A 16,989-nucleotide genomic window follows, 5' to 3' on the forward strand; every position below is an offset into this window, starting at 1 on the left:
TTGCTCGCGAAGCAGGCGACGCGGTTTCGACTTGAAACCGAGGTGACGCATTCGCGAGCAAGCTTCGCTCCTACAGGATCACTGGTTTACAGAACGTCGAGCAGTTCGACGTCGAAGACCAGTACGCTGTGCGGCGGAATGCTGCCAACGCCTTGAGCGCCGTAAGCCAGTTCGCTCGGCACGTACAAGCGCCATTTGCTGCCGGCGTTCATCAGTTGCAGGGCTTCGGTCCAGCCAGCGATCACGCCGCCGACCGGAAATTCTGCTGGCTGACCACGATCATAGGAGCTGTCGAACACAGTGCCATCGATCAGGGTGCCGTGATAGTGAGTGCGCACTTGGTCTTCACGGGTCGGCTTGGCGCCTTCGCCGGCAGTCAGCACTTCGAATTGCAGACCGGAAGCCAAGGTAGTGATGCCATCGCGCTTGGCATTTTCAGCCAGGAAGGCCAGGCCTTCGCCAGCAGCGGCTTCAGCTTTGGCAGCGGCTTCGGCTTGCATGATTTCACGGATAACCTTGAAGCTGGCGGACATTTCTTCCTGACCTACACGGCTTTCCTTGCCGGCGAAAGCGTCGGTCAGACCTGCCAGGATCGCATCCAGGCTAACGCCCGGTGGCGGGTTGTCACGCAGTTGGTCGCCCAACTGACGGCCGATACCGTAGCTGACGCGGGTTTCGTCGGTGGACAGATTTACTTCGGACATGACACTGCTCCGCTGTGCGGACGGCCCTGGAACTTGCCGTGCGTGCACAGCGCGTCCCGGAGCGCCCGGAACCAAAAGGGCCAGCAGACTAGCACAGATGTCATTGCACTGATGCGGGGTGTCAGTGCTGCCAGGCAGAACCGAAAGCGATTGGCACCTTCAGGCTTTCCTCAGAACTCGCACCCAGCCCACACATTTCATCATGAACCGAGGTGTGCACAAGATTGAATGGCAAGGTGGGAAAGTTATGAAGCACTTCACGCGCATGCTCTACCGAGCGCAGGTGAACCATCTGGCCGCGAGCATCGCTCAAGGGATACGCAGCACCATGCATGCGTGCCTCAAGCAAGTAGATCCCGCCTTCCAGAGAGATCAGATTCAGCTCATCGACTTTCCCGGCGATGGCATAAGCACGTAACTCTACAAAGTTCATGAACGCACCTCACACTGTGGCGAGACAACATCCTTACAGGCATAGGCCCCAGCGCATCAAAGTACAAGCCATAAACGACACCGCCCGTCTGTTTCACAATCCCCTTGTAGGAGCGAGGCTTGCCCGCGAAGGCGGCTTAACAGGCGACACATATGTCGACTGACATGACCCCTTGGCGGGCAAGCCTCGCTCCTACAAGGGAATGTGCCAATCAATGCTTGGTGAGTTTATCCAGATACCCCATGGCAAACGCCGACACCACGAAGGTCATGTGAATGATCACGTACCACTTCAAATGCTCGGGATCGATGTTCTTGGCGTCCATGAAAACCCGCAACAGGTGGATCGACGAAATCGCCACGATGGACGCTGCGACCTTCATCTTCAACGAAGATGAATCCATGGTGCCCAGCCAGTTGAGCTTTTCCTTGCTGTCGTCGATGTCCAGTTGGGAGACGAAGTTCTCATAGCCGGAAATCATCACCATCACCAGCAAACCGCCCACCAGTGCCATGTCGATCAGCGACAGCAGCACCAGGATCAGGTCCGATTCAGCCATCGAGAACACGTTGGGAATGACGTGGAAGACTTCCTGGAAGAATTTCAACGCCAGGGCCAGCAAGCCAAGGGACAAGCCGAAGTAGATCGGCGCCAACAGCCAGCGGGAGGCGTACATTGCATTTTCGATAAAGCGTTCCATTGAATCTCACACATTGGGCTGGAATTGGCCGCGAGTATACCAGCCGCTTGTCTATACCCAGAAGCAGTCAGAAACCATCGGAAAATCCGCAACCTGCGCGTGTGTGACAAGGTTTTTCTGCTAGTGTCCAAACCATTGACAGCCCAGCGACATCGGACAGGAAGACGGGAAATGGATGTGCGATTGCCTTTAAAAAGCGCCGGGGTTTGCCTGGCGCTTCTGATGAGCGGCTGCTCACCCTGCGATGACAACCGCCAGGTCAGCCTCGAAGAAAAGACCGCGCAGTTCGAGATGTCTCTGGAGGCGATTCAGGATCCCAAGCTCAAGGATGCCGTGGCCGAACTCGGCGGCTCCCTGCTGCTGCTCGAGCGTACGCAACTCAAACTCGACAGCAAACCCGTGGAGACCGAGTACAGCGCAGATGTCCTCGCGGTGCTCAAGCACTATCCCACGCCCCAAGCCCTGGTCGACACGTATCTCAACAGCCTGATTGTGCTGCATAAGGATTCAAGCTCCGATTATCTGACCGACCTGCAGCCGGTGTTCCCTTTCAACTTCAACATTCCCGACACGTTTCTCTTTCCTCATGGCCTGGAATGGCAATCGGTGACCCTGAGCGACAAACGCGTCATAGCGTTTCAGCCAGAATGGTCGGAAACCGATCCGGGCATTCAGCTGAGCCCGTCGAGTTCCAACCTGACCCACCCCGACGATCTCACGGTGACCTACCCGTACGTCGATGGTCTGGATGTGGAAAACAAGAACCAGCCGCAGCCGGTCAGCCTTCAAGGCAAGGCGCAAGTCATCGCGCCGCGACGGCTTTACAGCTTTGAACTGACGAAGAAGGACGTTGGCCAGACTCGCACCAACGACAATCTCAGCGTCACTTTGCTGAAGCTGGCGAACAATTACGCCGAAATCGAGTTCAACAACAACGCACCGCTGGCGCCTGAGATCGGCGAAATACCCCTCAACCCGCTGATCGTCCAGGCGAAGGACGCCACCGGGCAATTTCTTTCGCGCTCGGGCTCGATCAACGAAACCGCCGCGCAAATTGCCTTCTATCAAAAACAGCTGGCAAAAATGCAGCAGCAAAAGGCCTGGAGCGAGACGTTCGAAAAACAGCTCGACGAAGAGCAGCGCGCCTTTGAGAAGCAACAAAAAAACCATTACTCCAAGGTGTATTTCAACGGGCTGATCGAGACCCTTGAAGTCAGCCTGCTCGACTTTTCGGCGGCCACGGTCACACGCAAGGATCTGGACCTGCCAGTCCGTCGTTTCGACCAGCACACCACCGCAAAAACCATCCAGCCACTGACTTTGCCGGTGGTGGTTTACGACGATCAGGCTCCAACCTGGCTCAAAGGCGCGACGCTAAGCGAGGAGCAACTGAAAAAAAGCGTCAACATCCGGCAATCGGTCGATGACCCGAGCGCCGCGCGCATCGAATTCGATCACACCCGAAGTTTCAACGACGAACTGCTGGGCACTTCCTTCAACCCCGGGAATAGCCCGGTCAGCTTCTTTACCGAGGACAGCAGCGGTAAACGCGACGAGCCGATCGAGCTACCGCCGCAGGCGTATCAGATCGATCCCCTGCGCGGCCTCATCACTTACGATCTGAACCTGTTTGCGCAAACGCCTGCCTACGCGGTGGGTTCCATGCCGCTGTTCCTGGCGACAATCGACAAGCAGACACTCGATGTCCACCAACTGCCCAAAGGCCTGGAATTGAAAGGCAATGCGCTGGTGGTTGATCTCAAGCGGTTTCCCGCCCAGGACTGGCGCTTTTTCGCCAAGGACGACAGCGGTCATTACCTCAAGGAGATTCTTTCGGTCATTCACGATGCCAGCGCAGAAGGCCCCGCAGTATTCGGCGTGCATTACTTCTATGGCCAGCCCACACGTCTGGAAACCTATCAGCGAACCGACCTCACCACCGTGCAATATGGCTTCGAGGTCAAGCTCGACAAGGCTGATACGTCCAGCCTTGACCAATAGCCCTCTCAATGGTCGGGGCGAAACTCGAAGCCGCCGAGGTTGCGACAACGGCCGCCATTGATTTCCCGCAGCTGGGCTTGCAGGTGCAGGCACCAGATTTGCGGATCGTCGGCCAGCTCGTAGCCGTGCAGTGTCAGGCTTTCGACAATGGTGTCGAGGATGGATTCAGCCACGAAGGGCCCATGAAAAGGGCCTTGGGCTTTGATGGCTGAAGGTTGTTCGCCGGCCATTCCAGCGGCGAAGAGTAAGGTCCACATGCCCGTATCCCCCGCCAAAGGGCGGATGGCACACTCGATACGGGTCACAAGGCCCAGGCATTGACGGGTGAGGCAGAGGTTGCGCGACATGGCGGCGACCCTCGGTAGATCCGGTATTCAGCCCCCACGGGAGAGCTGTCTCGATCCAGTGATTACTGTCGATATCCTTGAGCTCAGAATAGAAGAAAAGTCTGACCAGCACGTCAACTGAGACCAGAAGGCGCCGAATGGTCATTGTGTGAATGTTGACGTCAGAGTGATGGCACGTTCTTCAAACGGCACCCAGTACAAATGTGGGAGCGAGCTTGCTCGCGATGAGCCACTGACATTCAACATCTCTGTTGGCTGAAAGTCCGCTATCGCGAGCAAGCTCGCTCCCACAGGATCGGTGCGATTTTTGATCAGGTGTATGTCAGGCAGGCTTGGTTTCGACCAGCGCTTCCTGTGCGGCTTCTTTCTCGGCTTCTTTCAGGTCTTCTTCGCTGATCATTTCCGCGATCACCCGCAAACGTTCCACAACCCGCGCATTGACGCTGCCTTCAGGGAACTCGCCATTCTCATCCGGCGCCCCGGCAGGCTCACCGACCAACAGGCTCAACGCCTCATCGGCCTGACGCACCGCGTAGACATGGAATTGCCCCGCGCGCACTGCCGACAACACCTTCTCATCCAGCATCAGTGTGGCCACGTTGGCCTGGGGAATGATCGCCCCCTGCTCACCGGTCAGCCCGCGGGCTTCGCAGAGGCGGAAGAAGCCTTCGATCTTCTCGTTGACCCCGCCCACCGCTTGCACTTCACCGAACTGGTTGATCGAACCGGTGATTGCAAAGCATTGCTTGAGCGGCGTTTTCGACAAGGCCGAAATCAACGTGCAGGCTTCGCCCAGCGACGCACTGTCTCCATCGACGTAACCATAGGACTGTTCCAGCGCGATGCTCGCGGAAATCGCCAACGGGAATTCCTGGGCGTAACGGCTGCCCAGATACCCGGTGAGGATCATCACGCCTTTGGAGTGAATCGGCTGGCCAAGGTTGACTTCGCGCTCGATGTCGACAATGCCGCTGCCGCCAGGGTAGACCGTGGCGGAAATCCGTGCCGGCACACCGAACGCCGAGTCGCCGACCTCCAGCACCGTCAGCCCGTTGCATTTTCCGACGGCCGCGCCATCGGTGTCGATCAGGATGATCCCGGCCAGCATGTCATCGAGAATCCGCGCCGAAACGCGCCCGGTGCGGGTAGCCTTGGCCTTGAGCGCACGCTCGATGTGCCCGGCGTCGGTCATTTCATCGCCGGCCAGGTCGCGAATGAAATCCGCCTCGCTGACCAGCTGGAACAAGTCACCGATCCGCGCCGATAAACGTCCCTGATGCTCAGCCAGACGCGCACTGTACGTCGCCACACGCGCCACGGCATCGGCGGTCAGCGGCGCCATGCCTTCTTCGGAGGTGCGGGTTTTCAGTAATTGGGCGAACTGCTCCAGGCTCTCGTCGACCATCGGGATGTCTTCGTCGAAATCCACCAGAACGCGGAACATCTCCTGGAAGTCCGGATCGAGGTCTTGCAGCGTGTAATACAGCTGACGTGCGCCGATGATGACGACTTTGACCTGCAACGGGATGTGCTGCGGTGTCAGGGTAACGGTGGCGAAACGGCCCATCTCGCCGAGTGGCGACTCCATTTTCAGCTTGCGCGATTGCAGAGCGCGCTTGAGCGCATCCCACACGAACGGCTCGCTGAGCATTTTTTCCGCTTCGAGGATCAGGAAACCGCCGTTGGCACGGTGCAGCGCGCCTGGGCGCAACTGCCGATAAGTCGTGTAAAGCGCACCCTGATCAGTGCTGTATTCGATGCGGCCAAACAGGTTTTCGTAAGTCGGGTGCGGCTCGAACACCACCGGCGCACCGCCGCTGGCCGAATGACCGACCACCAGGCTCGGCGCGTATTGCTCTTCCAGCATCTTGCGGGCAACGGCATCGACCTTGCTGTCGTCCACCAGTTGCTCGACCACGGTTTTCAGCAGATAAACCTGCATCGCCTGCAGGTAACCGCACACCGCCGCGTTCTCGGCGTACTTCTCCGACAACGGCGACAGCAGCGGCTGCAAGGCCAGGGTGATGGTTTCTTCGTTGAGGTGGCGCAGTTGATTGCTCGACTCACGCTTCCATTGCGGCAGGCTGGCGAGCTCTTCGTTCAGGCGCTCCTCCAGACCGGAAATGTCGTCGTGAAAACGCTCGCGATCAGCTTCTGGCAACTGGGCAAATTCCGCTTCATCCAGCGCCTTGCCTTCACTCATCGGGGTAAACGCGATGTTGCTGGCGTCACGGTAAAGCGCGACTTCTTTCTCCAGCGCCAGGCGCTCGATGATGTCCAGTGCCTTGTCGTAGCGCTGGTTGAAAGCGCGGTCGATGGCGCTTTTCTTCTGCTGATAGGACGGGTGTTCGAATACTGCGGGGAACGTCGCCACCAGGTTGTCGATCAACGTGTTGATATCACCGATAAACGCGCTGGCCGTTCCCGAGGGCAATTCCAGGGCCCGGGGCTCGCGTGGCTCATCGAAATTGTTGACGTAGACCCAGTCCGCCGGGGTTTGCAGGCGCTTGCCTTCGGCTTTCAGGTAGCGTTTGACGAACGAAAACCGGCCGGTGCCGGGCTCGCCCATGACGAATACGTTGTAACCGGGGCGTGGCATGGCCACACCGAACTGCAAGGCTTCGACCGCGCGTTCCTGGCCAAGCACACCGCGGAAGGGCTCCAGTTCATTGGTGGTAGAGAAGCTGAACTGTTCAGCGGAAAACGGACGGGTCAGCGCTTCGGGCGCTAGACGCAAGCTGGCAGCAACAGGATCAGGCATCGGGCTTCCTTACATCAGGCGGGGCAGATAGCGGCATTCTGGCGCTGCCCATACCCCACTGGCAAGGCGCGCCTTTAGCCAAAGCATAGCTAAACGGGCATCCCCAGGCGGGCCGGGGCTAAATCGGCGTTTTCAACGAATATTTCGCAAAAAGTAACGGAACCCTTGGAACGTGCCTAAACTCCAAACTGCGCGGCTGGAACATAACCGGCCCACTGGCGCCAGATCGGGCCAGACCCTGTCCATTGGTATGCACATAAAGAGAACAAAGCTATGAAACGGATTCTTCTCGGTACTCTCTTCACCGCTGTATCCATCAACGCCATGGCTCAGGCGCCAGGCGGCCCGGATTGCGGTTGGGGCAACATGCTGTTCGAAGGTCAGCGTGGCACCCCGGCTCACTTCCTGGCATCCACCACTAACGGCACTTCCGGCAACGCAACCTTCGGTATGACGTCCGGTACCAACGGTTGCTCGACCAATGCGTCGCTGACCTATGGCGGCAAATCCTGGCTGGCCATGAATGGCATGATGAACGAGCTCTCCGAAGACATGGCGAAAGGTCAGGGCGAAGCGCTGACCACTTACGCCGTGGTACTGGGCGTGGCGCCGGAAGACCGTGCGCACTTCGCTGCTGTGACTCACGAGCACTTCCAGCAGATCTTCAGCAAGGCTGACGTGACGGCTGAAGACGTGCATACCAACACTCTGGCAATCCTGAAAAACGACCCTCGTCTGGTCAAGTACGCGACTCAAGCTTAAGCTCGCCCCGCCCGCTCCTTTCGGGGAGCGGGTTTTATTTTTTGGACCTGGCTCTTTTGGGCCTGCCCCTTTGGTCTTTGTTTCTTTCGACTTAAGTTGCCCACTATGCTCAAACGCCTTGCCTGGCTGGCGCTCTGTGTCTGCGCCCCGCTGTCCGCCGCGCCATACATCGACAATCAACGTTTGCAGCAACTGGCCAACGATCCCTTCTGGATTTCCCTGGGCCATTACGAAACCGCCAAGTTTGGTGGCTGGCGCAGCTATGTCAGTGACAAGAAGTTCTTTCTGGCACCCGACGGCAACGAACATCCCGACCGCGAACTGGTCGCCACCGTGCAGGCGCTATACACCCCGGCCAATGCCGGTGAACAACATGCCCAATGCGTCTACCCCGCGCGTACTCGCTGGCTGAAGGCGCAACTCAACCTGATTGATTTGCCGACGTTGGACTGTGCTGAATTCAAGCAATGGTTCAAGGATGTCTCGCCCCACAGCGCGGTGATGATTTTCCCCGCGGCCTATTTGAACAGCCCTTCGTCGATGTTCGGCCACACGTTGCTGCGTATCGACCAGGCGGACGTGCAGAGCGACAAGACCGCGCTACTCAGCTACGCAATCAACTTCGGCGCCTACATCGAAGGTTCGGACAACAGCATTTTGTACGCCTGGAAAGGCTTGATGGGCGGTTATCCGGGCCTGTTTGCGCTGGTGCCGTATCAGGAAAAGCTCTCGGAATACCGCAGTCTCGAGAACCGTGACCTTTGGGAATACCGGCTGAACCTGACACAACAAGAAACCGAGCGCATGGTCGAGCACGTCTGGGAACTCAAGCAGATCCAGTTCGACTATTTCTTCTTCGACGAAAACTGCTCCTATCGCCTGCTGGAACTGCTGCAAGTGGCGCGTCCGAGCTTGCGCCTGACCGAACAGTTTGCGCTGACGGCGATTCCGACCGACACCGTCAAAGCGGTTAAAGAGGCCGGTCTGGTGGAGTCGATCCAGTATCGCCCGTCCCGCGAACGTGAACTGCTGAGCCGTGCCGAGCCTTTGAATCCTGAAGAACAGCAGTGGGTGCTGAAGGTCAGCGCCGACCAGAAACAATTGCAGGAGCCTGCCTTCAAGGCGCAACCACGCGAGCGTCAGGCGCTGATCATCGACGCGGCTTACCGACTCGAACGCTACCGCGCCAACGGCCAGGAACGCGACTCGCAACGGGCTCAGCGCAGTTTCGAATTGCTGCGGGCGATCAACCAGAACCCGCCACCGGAGCTGGATATCCCGCAACCCGGCCTGCCCGAAGATGGCCATGAATCACGCACCTGGCAGGCCGGCATCGGCACCCGCGGCGACAAGGCGTTTGGTGAATATGGTCTGCGCATGGCCTATCACGATCTCAACGACAACGCCGAAAGCTTTCCCCTTGGCGCGCAGATTGAAATCCTGCAGATGAAACTGCGCCAGTACGAAAGCAATGAGTGGCAGTTGCAGCAACTGGATCTGGCGACCATTCGGTCCCTGACGCCGCGTAATGAGCTATTGCAACCGCTCTCGTGGCAAGTCACCGGTGGCCTGGAGCGCGTGCCAGGCAAACATGACGATGAAACCCTGGTCAGTCACGTTAATGGCGGTGGCGGCGGCACGTGGCAATTGAGCGAGGACATGCTCGGTTTCGCCCTGGGCACTGTGCGCGTTGAGCACAACAACGACTTCGCCGGATTTATTGCTCCTGCGGCAGGTTTCAACAGTGGCGTGTTGTGGAAGAACCCGCTGGGCAACTTCAGCCTGGAGGCCAAGGGTGATTTCTTCACCAATGGCGAAGTGCGTCGTAGCGTGAGCCTGAACCAGCAGTGGGAATTGTCGCGCAATCTTGGTTTGCGCCTGAGCGCCCAGCGCGAATTCAGCCACCTGGCTTCGCCGGAAAACGAAGTGATGCTTGAAGTGAAGTGGTATCACTATTGACCTGACACGCCACCATTCCCGTGGGAGCGGGCTTGCTCGCGAAGGCGGCGGCTCATCCAACATTGATGGTGACTGACGCACCGCCTTCGCGAGCAAGCTCGCTCCCACCGTTGATCGGTGGCGTTAATGGATTTTTCACAGGCCTTCTACAAACGCCTCACCAATGCACTCCTAGACTTCACCCATAGGCCGGTAAACGGCCGGGAGTCCGATATGTGGCGTTGCGTGGGTGTGGCGGGTTTATTGATGTTGATCATGGGTTGCCAGACGACCCACGAGGATTTGATTGCCAAGGGTTATCCACCGGCGTTCGCCGATGGCTTCGATGATGGTTGCAGCAGTGGCCGACAAGCTGCCGGGGCGATCACCGGTGTGTTTCGCAAAAACGTGCCGCGTTATCTCAAAGACAGGCAATACGCCGAGGGCTGGAGCGATGGCTTCCGCCAGTGTCAGGCCATGCGCGAAAGCGAGGACCGCGAGGACTATCGCAGCCGCCATTGGGACGATCGCGAAGAAGCCTGGCAGCAGCGGAAAGACCGGGACGCCGCCCGTGCGTTTCGCTCGCAATGAGTCGTTTCCAGACATCCGTCGAAACTAATAGACCATGACCATGGCCCAAACCCTATAACGGGAGAAAACCATGAGCCGCGCCTTCGTCAATGAAGATAACGCTGCCGCGCATGCCGATCAGCCAGTCGAACGGCAGGTCAGCGCGCAGCCCAATTACGTCACGCCCGCCGGACTTGCCCAGTTGCAGTCAAAAGTCGCCGAGGTGCAAAACTTGCTCAATGAGCAAAGCGCAAAAGGTGATCTGGCCGACAAGCAACGCCAGGCCGATCTTGAGCGTGACTGGCGGTATTTCAATCAACGCCTACAAAGCGCTCAGTTAGTCGTGCCGGCCTCCTCGACCAACAAAGTGCAGATCGGCGCCTGGGTGACCTTTGCCGATGAACAGGGCAATAAACAACGCGTGCAGTTGGTGGGCGAGGATCAAGCCGACGCCGCGAGCCGGCTGATCAACTGGAGCTCACCGCTGGGGCGGGCGTTGCTGGGTGCGCAGGTGGGGGATGAGGTGGTGTGGAAGCGGCCGGTGGGGGATTTGCTGATTGAGGTTTTGGCGATAGAGATTGGGTGACCCTAAGGACGCCTTCGCGAGCAAGCCCGCTCCCACATTTGGAATGCACCCTCCTGTGGGAGCGGGCTTGCTCCAGGCGGCGATCCGACGAAGGCCGCGGCGCGGTGTCACTGAAAACCCAAAAAAAAGCGGAGCCTGCGAAGGCTCCGCTTTTTCATGCGACCAACCTGAAATCAGGCCAGTTTCTTGTGCCGTACCCGATGCGGCTGTGCAGCCGCTTCGCCAAGGCGTTTGCGACGATCGGCTTCGTACTCGGTGTAGTTGCCTTCGAAGAACACCGCTTGCGAGTCGTCTTCGTACGCCAGGATGTGAGTCGCGACGCGGTCAAGGAACCACCGATCGTGAGAGATCACAATGGCGGCGCCCGGGAAGTCCAGCAGGGCTTCCTCCAGGGAACGCAGTGTTTCAACGTCGAGGTCGTTGGACGGTTCGTCGAGCAGCAGGACGTTGCCGCCCTCTTTCAGAGTCAGGGCCAGGTGCAAGCGACCGCGCTCACCACCGGACAGGTCCTTGACGAACTTCTGTTGATCGCCGCCCTTGAAGTTGAAGCGACCGACGTAAGTGCGCGACGGAATCTCGTAGTTGCCGATGCGGATCTGATCCGAACCGTCAGAGATTTGCTGGAACACAGTTTTGCTGCCGTCCAGGTCTTCGCGGCTCTGATCGACGCAGGCCAGTTGCACGGTTTCGCCGACTTCGATGGAGCCCGAATCCGGGGCTTCCTTACCCATCAGCATGCGGAACAGGGTCGATTTACCGGCACCGTTACCGCCGATCACACCAACGATGGCGCCTTTAGGCATGGAGAACGACAGGTTGTCGATCAACACGCGATCGCCGTAGCCCTTGGAAACATTCTTGAACTCGATGACCTTGTCGCCCAGGCGCGGACCGGCCGGAATGTAGATCTCGTTGGTTTCGCTGCGCTTCTGGAATTCCTGCGACTGCATTTCTTCGAAGCGTTGCAGACGTGCCTTGGATTTCGACTGGCGGGCCTTGGCGCCTTGGCGCACCCACTCCAGTTCTTCCTTCATGGCTTTTTCGTGGGCCGATTGCTGCTTGGATTCGGCGGCCAGACGATCGGACTTGGCTTCGAGCCAACCCGAATAGTTACCCTCGTAAGGGATACCGGCACCGCGGTCGAGTTCGAGGATCCAGCCAGCGACGTTGTCCAGGAAGTAACGGTCGTGCGTGATCGCGACGACAGTGCCCGGGAAGTCGTGGAGGAAATGTTCAAGCCAGGCGACGGAATCGGCGTCCAGGTGGTTGGTCGGTTCGTCGAGCAGCAGCATGTCCGGCGCGGACAGCAGCAGGCGGCACAGGGCCACGCGACGCTTTTCACCACCGGAAAGAAATTCGACCTTGGCGTCCCAGGCCGGCAGGCGCAGCGCATCGGCGGCGACTTCTAGTTGACGCTCTAGGTTGTGACCATCGCTGGCCTGCAGGATGGCTTCGAGCTTGGCCTGTTCAGCGGCCAGCTTGTCGAAGTCGGCATCCTCATCAGCGTAAGCCGCGTAGACCTCGTCCAGGCGTGCCTGAGCGTTCTTGATCACGCTGACCGCTTCCTCGACCACTTCACGCACGGTCTTGGTCGGGTCCAGGATCGGCTCTTGCGGCAGGTAGCCGATGTTCAGCTCCGGCATCGGACGGGCTTCGCCCTCGAACTCGGTGTCGACGCCGGCCATGATTTTCAGCAGCGTGGATTTACCCGAACCGTTGAGGCCGAGCACGCCGATCTTGGCGCCCGGGAAGAAGGACAGTGAAATGTTTTTCAGGATTTCCCGCTTCGGCGGAACAACTTTGCCCAGCCGATGCATGGTGAAGACGTATTGAGCCATGGAGAACCTTGGGTCAGTGACAGATGAATGATTGGAGCGCGGGCGATGCCCGGCCAGGCCGTGCGCGTCGACGATTGACGGTTATCAATGTTGCGCGCTGAAAAAACCTGATTCTAGGAGCTGGAACGCTCCCGCGTAACCGGCAAAGCTACCTCAATGACGAGAGGCAGTCCAGCCGGGCAGGACTGGCACTTTGCCACAACTCAAGGCATGCTAGCCGCCCTCAGGGCGTCCGGCTTATAGTGCACGTCGCGCCAGTCCAGCCAAACCGCAGGATTACAGTTTGTCCAATGTCACTCCGCCCCTGATCCCCCGTGCGCCAACTGTTGCGCCTGGCTCCCCCCTGCGCGGAACCCTGAAAGGCGCGCTGGCGACACTTGTGCTGTTGCTGCTCGCCCTAATGTTCTGGCAACTGCTGGACCAACTGCGCGAAACCCAGAAAAACCAGCGTCAGTACACGATCGACTACACCGCCGATCTGGCCGCGCAAGTCAGCCTGAACATGTCGCTCAACGCCCAGATCGCCCTCAACCTGCTACCGATCGTCGAACAACCGCAGAACGCCGACGAACAGCAGGAGCTGCTTCGCAAGCTGCAAAAAACCTTGCCCGATTTGCGCAGCCTCGTGCTGTTGAGTCCCTCTGGCAAAGTCCTCAGCGACAGCGCCGCCGACAGCGACGACGCCGACTACCTCATCGAGCTGGTTCGTCGCAGCCGTACCCAGGCCCACTATTTCAGCAACTCCGATAACGGTTCGATGGTGCACTTGCTGCTGCATCAAGCCAGTGGCAGCGCTCGTGGCTACTGGGCACTGCGTCTCAAGCCGACCTTTTTCTCGTCATTGACCCAACAGAACGAGACCGGTATCCGCCCGCAGTGGCTGGTGGAAAACCGCTTCAATCACCAGGTCATCAGCCGTGATGAATCGCTGCCATTGACCCAGCCAAGCGAACTGACCGAAGGCGATGTGGCCAACAGTGTGCTGACGGTTCCCCTGAGCAGCAGCGACTGGCAATTGCGCGGCTTGTTCGACCGCAAACGCGTGATTGAAGAATTGCTGCCCGCGTTCATCGGCAAATGCCTGCTTGGGCTGGCGTTTTCCCTGCTGCCGCTGATTGCCCTGCTGAACATGCGCCGCCGTGAGCGCCAAGTGACTGAAGGTCGTCGACGCTATCAGGATATTTTCGAAGGCACCGGCGTCGCGCTGTGTGTACTCGATGTGTCGGGACTCAAGGGCGTCCTCGACAAGGCGCGGTTACACACCACCGATCAACTGCAAGCCTGGCTGGAAATCCCGGAAAAACGTCAGCCGTTGTTGCAGGAGCTGCGCATCACCGAGGTCAACCAGGTTGCCCTGCAACTGCTCAACGTCAACTCCTGCGAACAAGCCTGGAAGTTGCTGATCGACGGCAATCCGCTGGATGGCACCGCCATCGGCAATCAAATGCTCGAAGCGTTGCTCAACCAGCAGAAACAACTTGAACTGGAAATAAAACTGCAAGACGCCAATGGCCGCGATCAGCACCTGTGGCTGGTGCTGCGCTTGCCGGAAAACCAGGATGACTACAAAGCGGTGATCCTGAGCATCAGCAACATCACCAGCCGCAAACTCATCGAACTGTCACTGCTCGAGCGTGAAGGATTCTGGTCCGATGTGGTGCGCACGGTACCGGATCATCTGTACGTGCAGGACGTGATCAGCCAACGCATGATCTTCAGCAACCACCACCTGGGCCAGACACTCGGTTATAACAGCACCGAGCTGCACCAGATGGGCGAGTACTTCTGGGAAATCCTCCTGCACCCCGAAGATGCCGACTACTACCACCGTTCGCGCCAGACCCAGCGTCACGCGGGCTACACCCAATTGCTGCAGTGCCAGCTGCGTTTCCGTCATCGGGATGGCAGATGGCGGCGTTTCGACATTCGTGAACAGGCGCTGGCACGGGACAAACATGACCTGGTCACACGGATCATCGGCGTGGCCAAGGACATCACCGAGCAGATCGAAGCCAGCGAGTCCCTGCGCGACAGCGAGCAGCGTTACCGGATGCTCGCCGAGAGCATCAGCGACGTGATCTTCTCCACCGACAGCAAGCTCTCGCTCAACTACGTCAGCCCGTCGGTGCACGCCGTGCTGGGCTACGACGCCGACTGGATCTTCCAGAACGGCTGGCAGACGACCATTGCCAACCCCCAGCAATTGTCCGGCATTTACAGCTTGATGGACCGCGTTAACAAAGCGCTGGATAAACCCGACCAACTGGCGTTGCTGCGCAGTCAGGTACAAACCCAGCTGTTCTTGTTCGACTGCCTGCGCGCCGATGGACGCAAGATTCCCATCGAGTTGCGTCTGGTGCTGGTCTGGGATGAACACGGCGCCTTCGAAGGCGTACTCGGTGTCGGTCGCGACATCAGCCAGCAGCGCCGCGCCGAGAAAGACCTGCGCATGGCGGCCACGGTTTTCGAACACTCGACCTCGGCGATCCTCATCACCGACCCGGCGGGTTACATCGTCCAGGCCAACGAAGCGTTCAGTCGCGTGAGCGGCTATGCGGTAGAGCAAGTGCTCGACCAGCTGCCAAACATGCTGACCGTCGATGATCAGCAGGAAGCGCATCTGCGGTATGTGCTCAAGCAATTGAATCAGCACAGCACCTGGGAAGGCGAAGTCTGGCTCAAGCGTCGCAATGGCGAGCACTACCCGGCGTGGGTCGGCATTACGGCGGTCCTCGACGACGAAGGCGATCTGGCCAGTTACGTGTGTTTCTTCAGCGATATCAGCGAGCGCAAGGCCAGCGAACAACGAATTCACCGCCTCGCCTATTACGACGCCCTGACCCACCTGCCTAATCGCACGCTGTTCCAGGATCGCCTTCATACCGCATTGCAATCGGCTGAACGGCAGAAGTCCTGGGTCGTGCTGATGTTCCTCGACCTGGACCGTTTCAAGCCGATCAACGACTCCCTGGGCCACGCCGCCGGCGATCGCATGCTCAAGGAAATGGCCACGCGTCTGCTCGGTTGCGTCGATGACGACGACACCGTGGCACGCATGGGCGGCGACGAATTCACCTTGCTCCTGCAACCGCGCATTAACCGGGAAATCGCTCTGAACCGGGCGATTCATGTGGCGGAGCAGATCCTTGCCAGCCTGGTGAAACCGTTCGTGCTCGAAAATCGCGAGTTCTTCGTCACCGCCAGTATCGGCATCGCCCTGAGTCCGCAGGATGGTAATGAACTCAGTCAGTTGATGAAGAACGCCGACACCGCGATGTACCACGCCAAGGAGCGGGGCAAGAACAACTTCCAGTTTTATCAGGCCGACATGAACGCCAGCGCACTCGAGCGACTGGAGCTGGAAAGCGACCTGCGCCATGCCCTGGAGCAAAACGAATTCGTGCTGTACTACCAACCACAGTTCAGTGGCGACGGCAAACGCCTGACCGGCGCCGAAGCCTTGCTGCGCTGGCGTCATCCGCGACGCGGCCTGGTGCCGCCGGGGGATTTCATTCCGGTGCTCGAAGAACTCGGGCTGGTGGTGGATGTGGGCGACTGGGTGATCAGCGAGGCGTGCCGTCAGCTCAAGACATGGCATCAGGCCAAGGTGCGGGTGCCGAAGGTATCGGTGAACATCTCCGCGCGGCAGTTCTCCGATGGTCAGCTCGGCACGCGGATCGCCACTATCCTCAAGGAAACCGGCTTGCCGCCCGCGTGCCTGGAGCTGGAACTGACCGAAAGTATTCTGATGCGCGAAGTCAGCGAGGCCATGCAGATTCTTGCCGGGCTGAAAAACCTTGGCCTGAGCATCGCCGTCGATGACTTCGGCACGGGTTATTCATCGCTCAATTACCTCAAGCAATTCCCGATCGACGTGCTGAAAATCGACCGCACTTTTGTCGACGGATTGCCGTCAGGTGAACAGGACGCGCAGATCGCCCGGGCAATCATTGCCATGGCGCACAGCCTCAATCTGGCGGTGATCGCCGAAGGCGTGGAAACCCATGAGCAGCTGGATTTCCTGCGTGAGCATGGTTGCGACGAGGTTCAGGGGTATCTGTTCGGGCGCCCGATGCCGGCGGAGCGGTTTGAAGCGCAATTCAGTAGTGATGCGTTGTTCGTGTTCGATTGAGGCCTTGTGGTGTTGCGGGCGGCCCCTTCGCGAGCAACCCGCTCCCACATAGTTTTAGGGTGTACACACAGTTTTTGAACACTGAAGATCCAATGTGGGAGCGGGCTTGCTCGCGAAGAGGCCTGCAAGATCACCACTGATCCCGTCATGAAGCCCACTTGTCTGCGACATGATGTCCTTTCATATGCCATCTAAAACCCATTGGGTTAGAATGCCT

Annotated in this window: 12 protein-coding genes; 6 read left to right on the plus strand and 6 right to left on the minus strand. The window is 58.7% G+C overall.

Features of this window, described 5'->3' with window-relative positions; all coding sequences use genetic code 11:
- Positions 1–86: 86 nt before the first annotated feature.
- The 3 genes from ACYZT9_RS23015 to ACYZT9_RS23025 form a co-directional block, all read right to left on the minus strand.
- On the minus strand, positions 87–704 hold the full coding sequence (locus ACYZT9_RS23015) for an FKBP-type peptidyl-prolyl cis-trans isomerase (protein ID WP_149418390.1): 618 nt from the start codon (positions 702–704) through the stop codon (positions 87–89).
- 121 nt (positions 705–825) lie between these two features.
- Positions 826–1,137, minus strand: a complete 312-nt coding sequence (locus ACYZT9_RS23020; RefSeq protein WP_462007553.1) for a DUF6482 family protein — start codon at positions 1,135–1,137, stop codon at positions 826–828.
- Between the two features lie 211 nt (positions 1,138–1,348).
- A complete protein-coding gene (locus ACYZT9_RS23025; protein ID WP_462007554.1) occupies positions 1,349–1,837 on the minus strand; it encodes a TIGR00645 family protein in 489 nt (162 codons plus the stop codon).
- A 171-nt stretch (positions 1,838–2,008) separates the two neighbouring features.
- Between ACYZT9_RS23025 and ACYZT9_RS23030 the strand changes: the two genes are divergently transcribed.
- The gene (locus ACYZT9_RS23030) at positions 2,009–3,838 is read left to right on the plus strand and encodes a hypothetical protein (RefSeq protein ID WP_462007555.1); all 1,830 of its coding nucleotides are present in this window, start codon (positions 2,009–2,011) and stop codon (positions 3,836–3,838) included.
- 5 nt (positions 3,839–3,843) lie between these two features.
- On the opposite strand, the gene ACYZT9_RS23035 is transcribed toward ACYZT9_RS23030, so the two are convergent.
- Positions 3,844–4,185 carry a PA4575 family protein gene (locus tag ACYZT9_RS23035; RefSeq protein ID WP_090179723.1) on the minus strand — a complete coding sequence of 114 codons (342 nt, stop codon included), beginning with the start codon at positions 4,183–4,185 and terminating at the stop codon, positions 3,844–3,846.
- A 322-nt stretch (positions 4,186–4,507) separates the two neighbouring features.
- The gene (locus ACYZT9_RS23040) at positions 4,508–6,946 is read right to left on the minus strand and encodes a Lon protease family protein (protein ID WP_462007556.1); all 2,439 of its coding nucleotides are present in this window, start codon (positions 6,944–6,946) and stop codon (positions 4,508–4,510) included.
- Positions 6,947–7,219: 273 nt separating this feature from the next.
- On the opposite strand from ACYZT9_RS23040, the gene ACYZT9_RS23045 reads away from it, so the two are divergent.
- From ACYZT9_RS23045 to ACYZT9_RS23060, 4 genes are all read left to right on the plus strand, one after another.
- The gene (locus ACYZT9_RS23045; RefSeq protein WP_462007557.1) at positions 7,220–7,708 is read left to right on the plus strand and encodes a DUF3015 domain-containing protein; all 489 of its coding nucleotides are present in this window, start codon (positions 7,220–7,222) and stop codon (positions 7,706–7,708) included.
- 105 nt (positions 7,709–7,813) lie between these two features.
- Positions 7,814–9,667: an Lnb N-terminal periplasmic domain-containing protein gene (locus tag ACYZT9_RS23050; RefSeq protein ID WP_462007558.1), complete on the plus strand. Its 1,854-nt coding sequence runs from the start codon at positions 7,814–7,816 to the stop codon at positions 9,665–9,667.
- A gap of 213 nt (positions 9,668–9,880) precedes the next feature.
- Complete coding sequence (locus ACYZT9_RS23055; protein ID WP_462010278.1) at positions 9,881–10,237, plus strand: hypothetical protein; 357 nt, start codon at positions 9,881–9,883, stop codon at positions 10,235–10,237.
- Between the two features lie 70 nt (positions 10,238–10,307).
- Positions 10,308–10,802, plus strand: a complete 495-nt coding sequence (locus ACYZT9_RS23060) for a GreA/GreB family elongation factor (RefSeq protein ID WP_462007559.1) — start codon at positions 10,308–10,310, stop codon at positions 10,800–10,802.
- 173 nt (positions 10,803–10,975) lie between these two features.
- Here ACYZT9_RS23060 and ettA read toward each other — a convergent pair whose 3' ends face one another.
- Positions 10,976–12,640: an energy-dependent translational throttle protein EttA gene (gene ettA / locus ACYZT9_RS23065; RefSeq protein WP_462007560.1), complete on the minus strand. Its 1,665-nt coding sequence runs from the start codon at positions 12,638–12,640 to the stop codon at positions 10,976–10,978.
- Positions 12,641–12,923: 283 nt separating this feature from the next.
- On the opposite strand from ettA, the gene ACYZT9_RS23070 reads away from it, so the two are divergent.
- Entirely contained in the window at positions 12,924–16,772 is a 3,849-nt protein-coding gene (locus tag ACYZT9_RS23070) for a sensor domain-containing protein (protein ID WP_462007561.1), read from the plus strand.
- The last annotated feature ends 217 nt before the right edge of the window (positions 16,773–16,989 follow it).

This window comes from Pseudomonas sp. ZT5P21 (assembly GCF_054897785.1).